12 protein-coding genes are annotated in these 12,789 nt (G+C 72.6%); 10 read left to right on the plus strand and 2 right to left on the minus strand.

The features are described from left to right. Positions 1 to 1,485, minus strand: coding sequence for a DNA repair protein RadA (gene radA / locus VIS07_15655; GenBank protein HEY8516944.1), 1,485 nt, complete (start codon positions 1,483 to 1,485; stop codon positions 1 to 3). 136 nt (positions 1,486 to 1,621) lie between these two features. Between radA and bioF the strand changes: the two genes are divergently transcribed. Genes bioF through bioD form a run of 3 tightly spaced genes read left to right on the plus strand, consistent with a single transcriptional unit; the run spans position 1,622 to position 4,871 of the window. Further along, complete coding sequence (gene bioF, locus VIS07_15660; protein HEY8516945.1) at positions 1,622 to 2,797, plus strand: 8-amino-7-oxononanoate synthase; 1,176 nt, start codon at positions 1,622 to 1,624, stop codon at positions 2,795 to 2,797. After that, on the plus strand, positions 2,794 to 4,176 hold the full coding sequence (bioA, locus tag VIS07_15665) for an adenosylmethionine--8-amino-7-oxononanoate transaminase (GenBank protein ID HEY8516946.1): 1,383 nt from the start codon (positions 2,794 to 2,796) through the stop codon (positions 4,174 to 4,176). Before bioF ends, bioA begins: the two co-directional genes overlap by 4 nt. Continuing rightward, positions 4,173 to 4,871, plus strand: a complete 699-nt coding sequence (gene bioD / locus VIS07_15670; GenBank protein HEY8516947.1) for a dethiobiotin synthase — start codon at positions 4,173 to 4,175, stop codon at positions 4,869 to 4,871. Before bioA ends, bioD begins: the two co-directional genes overlap by 4 nt. Positions 4,872 to 4,945: 74 nt before the next feature. On the opposite strand, the gene VIS07_15675 is transcribed toward bioD, so the two are convergent. Continuing rightward, entirely contained in the window at positions 4,946 to 5,356 is a 411-nt protein-coding gene (locus VIS07_15675; GenBank protein HEY8516948.1) for a DUF488 family protein, read from the minus strand. Positions 5,357 to 5,516: 160 nt separating this feature from the next. On the opposite strand from VIS07_15675, the gene VIS07_15680 reads away from it, so the two are divergent. The 7 genes from VIS07_15680 to VIS07_15710 all read left to right on the plus strand — a co-directional run. Next, entirely contained in the window at positions 5,517 to 6,548 is a 1,032-nt protein-coding gene (locus tag VIS07_15680; GenBank protein ID HEY8516949.1) for a glutathione S-transferase family protein, read from the plus strand. 40 nt (positions 6,549 to 6,588) lie between these two features. Continuing rightward, positions 6,589 to 7,137, plus strand: coding sequence for an O-acetyl-ADP-ribose deacetylase (locus VIS07_15685; GenBank protein ID HEY8516950.1), 549 nt, complete (start codon positions 6,589 to 6,591; stop codon positions 7,135 to 7,137). Between the two features lie 63 nt (positions 7,138 to 7,200). Then, entirely contained in the window at positions 7,201 to 8,556 is a 1,356-nt protein-coding gene (locus tag VIS07_15690; GenBank protein ID HEY8516951.1) for a glycoside hydrolase family 1 protein, read from the plus strand. 22 nt (positions 8,557 to 8,578) lie between these two features. Then, entirely contained in the window at positions 8,579 to 9,295 is a 717-nt protein-coding gene (locus VIS07_15695; GenBank protein ID HEY8516952.1) for an MgtC/SapB family protein, read from the plus strand. A gap of 80 nt (positions 9,296 to 9,375) precedes the next feature. Further along, complete coding sequence (gene cysK / locus VIS07_15700; protein HEY8516953.1) at positions 9,376 to 10,335, plus strand: cysteine synthase A; 960 nt, start codon at positions 9,376 to 9,378, stop codon at positions 10,333 to 10,335. Between the two features lie 32 nt (positions 10,336 to 10,367). Beyond that, the gene (locus tag VIS07_15705; protein HEY8516954.1) at positions 10,368 to 11,519 is read left to right on the plus strand and encodes a PLP-dependent aspartate aminotransferase family protein; all 1,152 of its coding nucleotides are present in this window, start codon (positions 10,368 to 10,370) and stop codon (positions 11,517 to 11,519) included. Next, on the plus strand, positions 11,516 to 12,789 hold a 1,274-nt coding region (locus VIS07_15710; protein ID HEY8516955.1), incomplete at its 3' end, for a pyridoxal-phosphate dependent enzyme. The genes VIS07_15705 and VIS07_15710, both read left to right, overlap by 4 nt.

The following is a 12,789-nucleotide window of genomic DNA, read 5'->3' on the forward strand; positions in this document are numbered from 1 at the left end:
TCAGTCGCCGTAGACGTCGTCCGCGTCGTCGGGCGCGGAGCGAAACGCGTCGTCGGGCGCCGAGCGTCCGGACGCCGCCGCCGCGCGCCGGCGCCTGCCGACGAACAGCGCCTGCCACAGCTCCTGCACCGAGGCGACTCCCTCGACGCGGAGCCCCGCCGGGACGCGCACGGTGCTCGCGGTCGCGCCCGGAACGATCGCGCGCGTGAAGCCGAGCTTCGCCGCCTCGCGCAGCCGCGTCTCGGCGTGGCGCACGGCGCGCACCTCGCCCGCGAGCCCGACCTCGCCGAACAGCACGAGCCCTTCGGGCAGCGGCGCGTCGTTCGCGCTCGAGCCGATCGCGGCGATGATCGCGAGGTCGGCGGCCGGCTCCTGCACGCGGATGCCGCCCGCGACGCTGACGAACAGGTCGTGCTCGTAGAGCTTGAGGCCGGCGCGCTTGTCGACGATCGCGGTCAGCACCGCGACGCGGTTCGCGTCCAGGCCGAGCGTCGTCCGGCGCGGCATGGCGAGCGCCGAGCGCGCCGACAGCGCCTGCACCTCGACCAGCAGCGGACGCGTGCCCTCGATGGTCGGCAGCACCGCCGAGCCCGGCGCGCCGCGCGGGCGCTCGGCGAGCAGCACCGCCGAGGGGTTCGCGACGTCGACGAGCCCGCGCTCGCCCATCTCGAAGACGCCGACCTCGTTGGTCGGCCCGAAGCGGTTCTTCACCGCGCGCAGCAGCCGGAGCCCGCCGCCCTGGTCGCCCTCGAAATAGAGCACCGTGTCGACGACGTGCTCGAGCACGCGCGGCCCGGCGATGGTCCCCTCCTTGGTGACGTGGCCGACGATGATCGTCGGCCGCCCGCTCGCCTTGGCCTGCGCGACCAGCGCTGCCGCGCACTCGCGCACCTGCCCGACGCTGCCCGCCGCCGAGGTCAGCTCGCGCGAGTGCATCGTCTGGATCGAGTCGATCAGCACGACGCCGGGCTTCACCGCCTCGATGTGCGCGAGCACGTCCTCGACGCAGGTCTCGGGCAGGATCAGCACCGACTCGTTGCACTCGAGGCGGTCGGCGCGCAGCTTCACCTGCTCGGGCGACTCCTCGCCGCTGACGTAGAGCGCGGTGAGCCCGCGACGCGCGAGCTCGCCGAGCACCTGGAGGCCGATCGTCGACTTGCCGATGCCCGGGTCGCCGCCGAGCAGCGTCACCGAGCCCGGCACGATGCCGCCGCCGAGCACGCGGTCGAGCTCGTCGAGACCGGTCGGCAGCCGCGCGTGGCTCTGCGGCGTGACGCTCGAAAGCGGCACCGGACGTGCGGCGCGCTGCCCCGCGACCACGACCGAGGTGCGCGAGCCGCCGAAGCCGCCGCCGCTCGACGCGCGCGACGGCGCCGCCTCCTCGACGACGCTCTCCCAGGTGCCGCACTCGGTGCAGCGCCCGAGCCACTTCGCGAACTGCGCGCCACACTGCTGGCAGACGAAGACGGTGCGCGCGCGAGCCACGCGCCGCCCTTACCAGCAGGCCGCGGCGGGCGAAAGGCGCGCGCATCGTCGGCGCGCGCAAGGCGCGTCGGTGGGCCGTCAACCCTGCTTCAGCAGCGGGTTGACAGCCACCCGACGCTTGCCTACCGAGCCGTCGATGCTGCCCGCCGCGGAGCTCGCGCACGAGCTCGACGAGCTCGCGTCGCGCCACCTGCGTCGCTTCCGGCGGACGATCGGCAGCGTGCAGGGCCCGGAGGTCGAGCTCGACGGCCGGCGCGTGCTCTGCCTGTGCTCGAACAACTACCTCGGCCTCGCCGGCGACGCGCGGCTGATCGAGGCGTCGATCGCGGCCCTGCGCGAGTCCGGCGCGGGGAGCGGCGCGTCGCCGCTGATCAGCGGCCACATGGCGCCGCACGCGGCGCTCGAGCGCGAGATCGCCGACTGGCTCGGCTGCGAGGCGGCGCTGCTCTTCGGCTCGGGCTATCACGCCAACATCGGCGTGCTCGCGGCGCTGCTGCGCGCCGGCGACGAGGTGCTGAGCGACGAGCTCAACCACGCGAGCCTGATCGACGGCTGTCGGCTGTCGCGCGCCGAGATCCGCATCTTCCGCCACCGCGACGTCGACGACCTCGCGCGCCAGCTCGCGCGACCGTCGCGCGCGCGCCGCCGGCTGATCGTCAGCGACTCGGTGTTCAGCATGGACGGCGACCTTGCAGCCGTGCGCGAGATGGCGGAGCTCGCCGAGCGTCACGGCGCGTGGCTGATGCTCGACGAGGCGCACGCGGTCGGCGTCTTCGGCGACGACGGCGCGGGGCTCGCGGCCGCGCTCGGCGCGGGAGCGCGCGTCACCGTCCGCATGGGAACGCTCGGCAAGGCGCTCGGCGGCTACGGCGCGTTCGTCGCCGGCTCGCGCGAGCTGATCGACGTGCTGGTGAACCGCGCGCGCGCGTACGTCTACAGCACGGCGCTGCCGCCGGCGGTGGTCGGCGCCGCGCGCGCGGCGGTCGCGATCGCGCGCTCCGAGCCCGAGCGGCGCGCGGCGCTGTGGCGCAACGCGCGAAGGTTGCACGAGCGTCTCGCGGGCGCCGGGATCGCGATGCAGCCGCTCGAGAGCCCGATCGTGCCGCTGATGGTCGGCGACGCCGCGCACGCGCTGCGGGTCGCCGAGCGCGCCCTGGAGAACGGCGTCCTCGCGCCCGCGATCCGTCCGCCGACGGTCCCGCCCGGCACCGCGCGCCTGCGCTTGACGCCGCTCGCGACGCACACCGAGGAGCAGATCGACCGCGCGGCCGACGTGCTGATCCGCGCGGTCGAGGAGAGCCGCACCGCATGACGAAAGCAGTCCCGGGTAACGGCGCCCCGACCGCCGCGACCGTCGCCGATCTCGACCGGCGCCACCTCTGGCATCCCTTCACCCAGATGCGCGACTGGCTCTCCTCGGAGCCGCTGGTCATCGTCGCCGGCGATGGAAACTATTTGATTGACGAGCAGGGGCGGCGCTACCTCGACGGCGTGTCGTCGCTGTGGTGCAACGTGCACGGCCACCGCCATCCGACGATCGACGCCGCGGTCCGCGCGCAGCTCGACCGCATCGCGCACTCGACGATGCTCGGCTTGACGCACCCCGGCGCGGCCGAGCTCGCCGCGCGCCTCGTGCGCGTCGTCCCGCCCGGTTTGACGCGTGTCTTCTACTCCGACGCCGGCGCGACCGCGGTCGAGATCGCGCTCAAGATCGCCTTCCAGGCGTGGCAGCTCCGCGGCGAGCGGCGGCGCACGAAGTTCGCGTCGCTGGTCGAGGCGTACCACGGCGACACGCTCGGCGCGGTGTCGGTCGGCTACAGCGAGACCTTCCACCGCTTCTACCGGCCGCTGCTGTTCGACGTCGTGCGGCTGCGGCCGCCGCACGTCTTCCGCTGGCGCGACGGCATGAGCGAGGACGAGGCGTGCGAGGCGGCGCTCACCGAGGCGCGCTGGCAGCTGCGCGCGCACGCGGACGAGCTCGCGGCGGTGATCGTCGAGCCGCTCGTGCAGGGCGCGGCCGGCATGTGGACGCACCCGCCGCGCTACCTCGCCGAGCTCGCGACGCTCGCGCGCGAGGCCGGCACGCTGCTGATCTGCGACGAGGTCGCGACCGGCTTCGGCCGCACCGGCACCATGTTCGCGTGCGAGCAGGCCGGCGTGACGCCCGACCTGATGTGCGTCGGCAAGGGCATCACGGGCGGCTACCTGCCGCTCGCGGCGACGTTCGCGACCGAGGAGCTGTTCGACGCCTTCCTCGGGCCGTACGAGGACTTCGTCACCTTCTTCCACGGCCACACCTACACCGGAAACCCGCTCGCCTGCGCCGCGGGGCTCGCGTCGCTCGACGTGTTCGAGGCCGAGCGGACGCTCGAGCACGTGGACGAGATCGCGCGCGCGCTCGGCGACGCGCTCGAGCAGCAGATCGCGCCGCTCGCGCACGTCGGCGAGGTGCGCCGGCGCGGGCTGATGGTGGGCATCGAGCTGGTGCAGGATCGCCACACGCGCGCGTCGTATCCGCCGGCGGCGCGCATCGGACAGCGCGTGTGCGAGGTGGTGCGCCGCCACGGCGTCATCCTGCGTCCGCTCGGCAACGTCATCGTGCTGATGCCGCCGCTCTCGCTGCGCGTCGACGAGCTCGATCTCCTGGTCGGCGCGACGGCGCGCGCGATCCGCGAGGTCACCGAGGCGTGATCTTCCTCGTCACCGGCACCGACACCGGCGTCGGCAAGACGTACGTCGCGTGCGGGCTCGCGCGTGCGGCGGTGGCGGCGGGGCTGCGCGTCGCGGTGCGCAAGCCGGCGGAGACCGGGTGCGCGTCGGATGCGAGCGGACGGCTCGTGCCACAGGACGCGCTCGCGCTGCGCGACGCGGCAGCGGGCGCAAATGGCGGCGCGCATGCCAGCGTCGAGCCGCTCGATGAGGTCTGCGCGCTCGCGCTCGCCGAGCCGCTCGCGCCCGCGGTCGCGGCGCAGCGCGCGGGCCAGACGCTCGACGTCGGCGCGCTCGTGGCGGCGTACCGCCGACGCGCCGCCGAGGTCGACCTGCTGCTGGTCGAGGGCGCGGGCGGGCTGCTGGTGCCGCTCGCCGGGCGGACGACGTACCTCGATCTGGCAAGTGAGCTCGGCGCGTCGCTCGTGGTGGTCGTCGGCGCGCGCCTCGGCGCGATCAACCACGCGCTGCTGACCTTTGCTGCCGCGGCGGCGCGCGGCGTGTCGGTCGCGGGCTACGTCGTGAACCACGTCCTGCCGCAGGAAGACCTCGCGACGCAGACGCTCGCCGCGACGCTGCGCGAGCAGAGCGCGCTGCCGCTGCTCGCCGAGATCCGTCACGGCGAGGATCCGAGCGCGGCGAGCGCGGCCGTGCTGCGGGCGCTGCGCGAGCGCTGACGCGCGCCGGGGTTCACGGTTCCACACTTGGCGCGCTCGCGTCCCGGTCCTGGCGCGCTCGCCGCGCCGCGGGCTTAGCGCGCAGCGCGACGCGCGCGCGCAGCAGCGGCGCGCTTCTTCGCGGGCGCCTTCGCCTTCGTCCGCAGGCGTCGCCGCAGGTAGCTCGCGAGCGCGACCGCGTTGTTGTGCTCGCGCTCGCTCGCGCCGAAGACCAGCGTGACGACGCCCGCGCGCGCCGCCTCGAGCAGCGGCTCGACGACCTCCGGATTGCGCGCGAGCTCCGCGAAGTAGCGCTTCTGGAACTCCGCCCAGCGCGCCGGATCGTGCCCGAACCAGCGGCGCAGCTCGTCGCTCGGCGCGAGGTCGCGCAGCCAGGCGCGGACGTGCAGATCCTCCTTGCGGACGCCGCGTGGCCACAGCCGGTCGACCAGGAAGCGCGCGCCGTCCTCGGCCGCGGCCGGCTCGCGCACGTGCTTGCAGCGGATCCGCTCGTCGCGGGCTCGATCGCCGCCGCCTCCGGCCGTCGCCGCGCGCTTCTTCGCCGTCACGATCCCAGGATGGCGCGACGCCGGCGTACGTCAAGCATCGTGGATATTGCACGACGAGTGCGAATAGCGTAGCGCAGACGGCCTACGGAGGAGCGCCATGTCGAAGCCCGAGCTCTCGCTGGTCGGCGGCTACGGCTCGCCCTACAGCCGCAAGATGCGCGCGGTGCTGCGCTACCGGCGGATCCCGTTCCGCTGGATCCCGCACACGTCGCGCGAGGCGCGCGACGTGCCGCCGGTGCCGGTGGCGCTGATCCCCGTGCTGGTCTTCCCGGGCGAGAACGGCGCGCCGCCGAGCGCGATGATCGACTCGACGTTCCAGATCCGGCGGCTCGAGGAGACGTTCCGCGAGCGCTCGGTGCTGCCGCCCGACCCGGCGCTCGCCTTCATCGACGCGCTCATCGAGGACTACGCCGACGAGTGGCTGACGAAGGCGATGTTCCACTACCGCTGGGCGTACGAGGAGGACGCCCGCAAGGCGTCGCACGTGCTGCCGCTCGAGCTGAACTTCGAGCTCACGCCGGAAGAGCACGCGAGCATCGCACGCTCTTTCGGCGAGCGTCAGATCGGGCGCCTCGCCGTGGTCGGCTCGAACGAGATGACGCGCGCGACGATCGAGTCGAGCTACGTGCGCCTCCTCGAGCTCCTCTCCGCATGCTTGACGGAGCGTCCGTTCCTGTTCGGCACGCGTCCGGCGACGGCCGACTTCGCGCTCTTCGGACAGCTCACGCAGCTCGCGCACTTCGATCCGACGCCGAGCGCGATCGCGGCCGAGCGCGCGCCGCGCGTGGTCGCGTGGGTGAGCCGCGTCGACGATCTCTCCTGGCTCGAGGTCGCGGACGACGGCTGGGCGTCGCTCGAGCCCGTGCCGGCGTCGCTGCGCGCGCTGCTGTGCGAGGTCGGACGCACGTACGCGCCGTTCCTGCTCGCCAACGCCGACGCGCTCGCGCGCGGCGCCGACGAGGTGGTGTGCGAGATCGACGGCGCGCGCTGGACGCAGCGGCCGTTCCCCTACCAGGGGAAGTGCCTGCGCTGGCTGCGCGAGCGCTACGCGTCGCTCGCGGACGCGGACCGCGAGCGGGTCGACGCGGCCCTTGCCGGCACCGGCTGCGAGGTGTTGTTTCGCGGTTGAGACCCGACGATACGACGCTGATCGAGCGGAGGTGCCGCAGATGGAGCGCTTCACCCTCAACGACGGCTGCACGCTGGTGATCCGCGAGGGCGACCTCACCCGCGAGGACGTCGACGCGATCGTCAACGCGGCGAACCAGCGCATGCTCGGCGGCGGCGGCGTCGACGGCGCGATCCACCGCGCGGCCGGAAAGGAGCTGCTCGAGGCGTGCCGCGCGATCCCCGAGGTGGCGCCCGACGTCCGCTGCCCGACCGGCGAGGCGCGCATCACGCCGGGCTTCAAGCTGCCCGCGCGGCACGTGATCCACACCGTCGGGCCGGTGTACTCGAGCCCGGAGCGCTCGGCGCCGCTCCTGCGCTCGGCCTACCGCTCGTCGCTCGCGCTCGCCAACGAGCACGGGCTGCGCACGATCGCCTTCCCGGCGATCTCGTGCGGGGTGTACGGCTACCCGGCCGAGGAGGCGGCGGAGATCGCGCTCACGACCTGCGCCGAGCACGCGGAAAAGCTCGAGGAGATCCGCTTCGTGCTGTTCGGCGACGCGATGTACCGGACGTGGTGCGAGGTCGCGCGCCGCGTCCTGAAAAAGTAGCCGTCTCGCCGCGGCGCAGGAGCGCGCCTTCCGCGAAGGCGACATCCGTTGTACTCGCAGCGGATGGACCTGCGATTCCCCGACGGCTTCCTGTTCGGCGCCGCGACCGCCGCGCACCAGGTCGAGGGCGGTTGCACGAACAACCACTGGTGGGAGTGGGAGCAGCAGCCGGGCAGCGTCCGCGACGGCTCGACCAGTGAGCTCGCCTGCGACCACTACCGGCGCTTCCGCGAGGACTTCGCGCTCGCGCGCGAGCTCGGCATGAACGCGCAGCGCATCTCGATCGAGTGGTCACGCATCGAGCCCGAGGAGGGACGCTTCGACGCGCGCGAGATCGACCACTACCGCGAGGTCTGCGACACGATCCGCGAGCTCGGCATGGAGCCGACGGTGACGCTGCACCACTTCACGAACCCGATCTGGGCGCAGCGTCAGGGCGGTTGGGAGAACCCGAAGATGGTCGACTGGCTCGCGCGCTTCGCGGCGCACGCGACGCGCGAGCTCGGTGATCGGGTGCGGATCTGGTTCACGATCAACGAGCCGATGGTCGCGCCGGCGCTCTGCTACGTCATGGGCATCCACCCGCCGTGCGTGCGCGACCTCGCACGCGCGCTGCCGGTCGCGAAGCACGTCCTGCTCGCGCACGGCGCGATGTACCGCGCGATCAAGGAAGCGACCCGCCACGCGACCGAGGTCGGGCCGGTGCTGCAGATGCCGCTCATCGAGCCGCTCGACCCGACGAGCGAGGAGGACCGCGCCGCCGCGGCGCAGCAGGACTTCCTGTTCAACCAGTACTACCTCGAGGGCCTGCTGCACGGCGTGGTCGCACCGCCGATCGGCGACGGCGCCGAGGCTCCGGGCCTCAGGGGCTCGTACGACGTCGTCGGCCTCAACTACTACGCGCGCATGCTGGTGCGCGCGGGCGGGCTCGAGGAGGCGCAGCACACGGCCGGCGGCGTACAGGGTCGCGACGACGTCGCCGAGACGGCGCTGCACGCCACGCGCCGTCCCGACGAGCCCTCGGAGTTCGAGGACCAGATGGGCTGGGAGGTCTACCCGCGCGGCCTGCACGCGCAGCTCGTGCGCCTCGCCCCGCTCGGGCGTCCGCTCTACGTCACCGAGAACGGCATGGCGACGCGCGACGAGCGCGCGCGCTGCCGGCATCTCCTCGTGCATCTCGCGCAGTGCCACCGCGCGATCCAGGACGGCGTCGACCTGCGCGGATTTTTCTACTGGACGCTGATGGACAACTTCGAGTGGGCCGAGGGCTACACCAAGACCTTCGGCCTCCTCGAGGTCGACCGGGAGCACGGGCTCGCGCGTCGTCCGCGCGAGGCGGCCTACCTCTACCGCGACATCGCGCGCGCCGGCGCGATCCCCGGCGACGTGCTGGCCCGCTTCGACGTGCGGCTCGAGTGAGGGCGGATCCGTGAACGAGTGGATGGAGCCCGTTCTCTCCTACTTGCGCACTGGCAGCCAGCTCGACGTCGTCACGCACTTGACGGTCGCGCTCGTCGCCGGCGGACTGATCGGCCTCGAGCGCAGCTTCCACGGCCGGCCCGCGGGCTTCCGCACGCACACGCTGGTGTGCATGTCGTCGTCGCTGCTGATGCTCGTGACGCGCTACCAGAGCGAGTGGTTCGCGCCGGCCGTGCTCGAGACCGTGCGCGTCGACCCGACCCGCATGGCGCAGGGCGTGATGACCGGCATCGGCTTCCTCGGCGCAGGCGTCATCATGCGCGAGGGGCTCAGCGTGCGCGGCCTCACCACGGCGGCGTCGATCTGGATCACCGCCGCGATCGGCATCCTCGCCGGCGTCGGCTTCTACTGGCCGGTCGTGCTGGCGACCGCGCTCACGCTCGGCACGCTCACCATCTTCCGGCGGATCGAGGCGGCGATGCCGCTCCAGCACTACGCGATCCACGTCGTGCGCTTCCCGCGCGACGCCGTGATGCCGGAGCCCGAGCTGCGCCAGCTGATCCGCAGCCACGGCTTCAGCCTCGCGAACCTGAGCTACCGCCTGACGCGCGAGGGACAGTTCTTCGAGTACCGGATGATCATCCGGACGATGAGTGCGCGGAACACGATGCGCCTCGCCGAGACGCTGAACGCGATGCCGACGGTGAAGGAGTTCCGCATCGATCCGTTCGCCGCGTGACGGCGCGCGCATGCGAGCGTGCAATCGACGCTCGGAGCGCGCGGTCGTGTTGGATCCGTCGCCACGCTAGGGTGGTCGGCATGGCGCAGATCCTCGAAGACAACTCGCGCACCATCGGACGCACCCCGCTGGTGCGGCTGAAGCGCCTCGGCAACGGCCTCGACGTCAGGCTTCTCGGCAAGATCGAAGGACGCAACCCCGCTTTCTCGGTGAAGGATCGCATCGGTGCGTCGATGATCGACGACGCCGAGCGCCGCGGCGTGCTGCGCCCGGGCATGCGCGTCGTCGAGCCGACGAGCGGCAACACCGGCATCGCGCTCGCGTTCGTGTGCGCGTCGCGCGGCTATCCCTTGACGCTCACCATGCCCGACACGATGAGCCTCGAGCGACGCAAGGTGCTCGCGGCGTTCGGCGCCGAGCTGGTGCTGACACCGGGCGCCGAGGGCATGAAGGCGGCGATCGCCCGCGCCGAGGAGATCCGCGCGCGCGAGCCCGAGCGCTGGTTCATGCCGCAGCAGTTCGACAACCCGGCGAACCCGCAGGTGCACGAGGAGACGACCGGGCGCGAGATCTGGGACGACACCGACGGCGACGTCGACGTGCTGATCTCGGGCGTCGGCACGGGCGGCACGATCACCGGCGTGTCGCGCTACTTCGAGAAGGTGCGCGGCAAGGCGCTGCTCTCGGTCGCCGTCGAGCCGGCGAAGAGCCCGGTGATCACGCAGACGCTCGCGGGTTTGCCGCTCGCGCCGTCGCCGCACAAGATCCAGGGCATCGGCGCGGGCTTCGTGCCGAAGACTCTCGATCTCTCGATCGTCGACCGGGTCGAGACCGTCACCGACGAGGAGGCGATCGAGGTCGCGCGCCGGCTCGCGCGCGAGGAGGGCATCCTCGCCGGCATCTCGAGCGGCGCAGCCGCCGCGGTCGCGCTGCGCCTCGCCGCGCTGCCCGAGTTCGCCGGCAAGACGATGGTCGTCGTGCTGCCCGACTCGGGCGAGCGCTACCTTTCCGGTGTGCTGTACGAGGAGGCGAGCCTGTGAACCGCGACGACGTTTGCAACCAGACCGAGGAGATGCATCTCGAGACGCTCGCCGTGCACGGTGGGCTGGAGCCCGACCCGGTGCACGGCGCGGTCATGCAGCCGATCGTGCTCTCGAGCACGTTCGCGCAGCCCGAGCCCGGCAAGCCCAGGCGCTTCGACTACTCGCGCAGCGGCAACCCGACGCGCGCCGCGCTCGAAGCGCAGCTCGCGCTGCTCGAGGGCGGCAAGGCGGCCTTCGCGTTCGCGAGCGGCTGCGCCGCCGCGACGACGCTGCTCCACACGCTGCGACCGGGCGATCACGTCGTGTGCGGGGACGACGTCTACGGCGGCACGTACCGCATCTTCGCGACCGTCCTCGGACCGCTCGGCATCGAGGCGACGTTCACCGACCTGAGCTCGGTCGACGCGGTCGAGCGCGCGCTCGCGCCGCGCACGCGCATGATCTGGATCGAGTCGCCGAGCAACCCGATGCTGAAGCTCGTCGACATCGCGGCGGTGTCGGAGCTCGCGCGCGCGCGCAGGATCCGCGTCGTGGTCGACAACACGTTCGCGTCGCCCGTGCTGCAGCGTCCGCTCGCGCTCGGCGCGACCGTCGCCCTGCACTCGACGACCAAGTACATCAACGGGCACTCCGACGTGGTCGGCGGCGCGCTCGTCACCTCGGACGAGGAGCTGATCGCGAAGCTTCGCCACCTGCAGAACGCGATCGGCGCCGTGCCGAGTCCGATGGACTGCTACCTCGTCCTGCGCGGCATCAAGACGCTGCCGCTGCGCATGGAGCGCCACGTCGAGACCGCCGCGGAGCTCGCGCGTCGTCTCGAGGGCGCGCCGGGCGTGGAGCGCGTGCACTATCCGGGGCTCGCGTCGCACCCGCAGCACGAGCTCGCGGAGCGCCAGATGCGCGGTCCGGGCGGCATGATCACCCTCGAGCTCGAGGGCGGGTTCGAGGAGTCGAGCCGCTTCCTGCGCGCGCTGCGGCTGTTCACGCTCGCCGAGAGCCTGGGCGGCGTCGAGTCGCTCGCCGAGCACCCGGCGCTCATGACGCACGCCTCGATCCCGGTGGACCAGCGCCGCGCGCTCGGCATCGGCGACTCGCTGGTGCGCCTCTCGATCGGGCTCGAGCACGTCGAGGATCTCTGGCGGGACCTGGAGAGCGCGTTGCGCATGGTGCGTCTCTCGTGACCGCGAGCGCATCGGAGCCTCCGGGCGCCACCGCCGGCGTCCTGCCACTGATCGGCAACACGCCGCTCGTACGGCTCACCGCCTTCGACACCGGCCCCTGCGAGCTCTTCGTCAAGCTCGAAAACCAGAACCCCGGCGGCTCGATCAAGGACCGCATCGGTCTCGCGATGATCGAGGCCGCGGAGCGCGACGGCGCGATCGGCCCGGGCTCGACGCTGGTCGAGGCGACCGCGGGCAACACCGGGCTCGGTCTCGCGCTGGTCGCGGCGCGCAAGGGCTACCGGCTGATCCTCGTGATCCCGGACAAGATGAGCCGCGAGAAGGTCTTCCACCTGCGCGCGCTCGGCGCCGACGTCCGCATGACCCGCTCCGACGTCGCCCGCGGCCATCCCGAGTACTACCAGGACCTCGCCGAGCGCATCGCGCGCGAGACCGGCGGCTACTACGTCAATCAATTCGGCAACCCGGCGAATCCCGCGGCGCACGAGCACACCACCGCGCCCGAGATCTGGCGGCAGATGGAAGGTCGGCTCGACGCCGCGGTGTGCGGCGTGGGCTCGGGCGGCACGATCACCGGGCTGTCGCGCTACTTCGCGCGGGTCGCGCCGCACGTCGAGATGGTGCTCGCGGATCCCGAGGGCTCGGTGCTCGCGCGCTACGTCGAGACCGGCGAGGTCGGCGAGGCGGGCTCGTGGCTCGTGGAAGGGATCGGCGAGGACTTCGTGCCGCCGATCGCCGACCTATCGCGCGTGCGCCGCGCCTACACCATCTCCGATGCCGAGAGCTTCGCGACCGCTCGCGCGCTGCTGCGCGACGAGGGGATCCTCGCCGGCTCCTCGACCGGCACGCTGGTCGCGGCGGCGCTGCGTTGGTGCCGCGAGCAGAGCGAGCCGAAGCGCGTCGTCACCTTCGTCTGCGACAGCGGCAACAAGTACCTGTCGAAAATGTTCAACGACTACTGGATGCTCGATCAGGGCTTCCTGGAGCGGCCGCAGCATGGCGACCTGCGCGACCTGATCGCCCGCCGCCACGCCGAGCGCGCGACGGTGACGGTTGCGCCCGACGACCTGCTGCTCGTCGCCTATTCCCGGATGAAGCTCTACGACGTCTCGCAGCTGCCGGTGCTGGACGGCGACAAGGTGGTCGGCATTGTCGATGAATCCGACATCCTGCTGCGCGTCTACGGCCACGAGGAGCGTTTCCGCGAGCCGGTCAGCGCGGCGATGACCAGTCGGATCGAGACCGTGGAGGCCAGCGCCGATCTCTCCGC

Source organism: Candidatus Binatia bacterium, assembly GCA_036563615.1.
Lineage (GTDB): Bacteria > Desulfobacterota > Binatia > UBA12015 > UBA12015 > DATCMB01.

What these genes read in the sequence shown, in the direction of transcription:
- bioF (HEY8516945.1), top strand. Translation starts at nt 1,622, where the DNA reads ATGCTGCCCGCCGCGGAGCTCGCGCACGAGCTCGACGAGCTCGCGTCG.
- bioA (HEY8516946.1), top strand. Translation starts at nt 2,794, where the DNA reads ATGACGAAAGCAGTCCCGGGTAACGGCGCCCCGACCGCCGCGACCGTC.
- VIS07_15680 (HEY8516949.1), top strand. Translation starts at nt 5,517, where the DNA reads ATGTCGAAGCCCGAGCTCTCGCTGGTCGGCGGCTACGGCTCGCCCTAC.
- VIS07_15685 (HEY8516950.1), top strand. Translation starts at nt 6,589, where the DNA reads ATGGAGCGCTTCACCCTCAACGACGGCTGCACGCTGGTGATCCGCGAG.
- VIS07_15690 (HEY8516951.1), top strand. Translation starts at nt 7,201, where the DNA reads ATGGACCTGCGATTCCCCGACGGCTTCCTGTTCGGCGCCGCGACCGCC.
- VIS07_15695 (HEY8516952.1), top strand. Translation starts at nt 8,579, where the DNA reads ATGGAGCCCGTTCTCTCCTACTTGCGCACTGGCAGCCAGCTCGACGTC.
- cysK (HEY8516953.1), top strand. Translation starts at nt 9,376, where the DNA reads ATGGCGCAGATCCTCGAAGACAACTCGCGCACCATCGGACGCACCCCG.
- VIS07_15705 (HEY8516954.1), top strand. Translation starts at nt 10,368, where the DNA reads ATGCATCTCGAGACGCTCGCCGTGCACGGTGGGCTGGAGCCCGACCCG.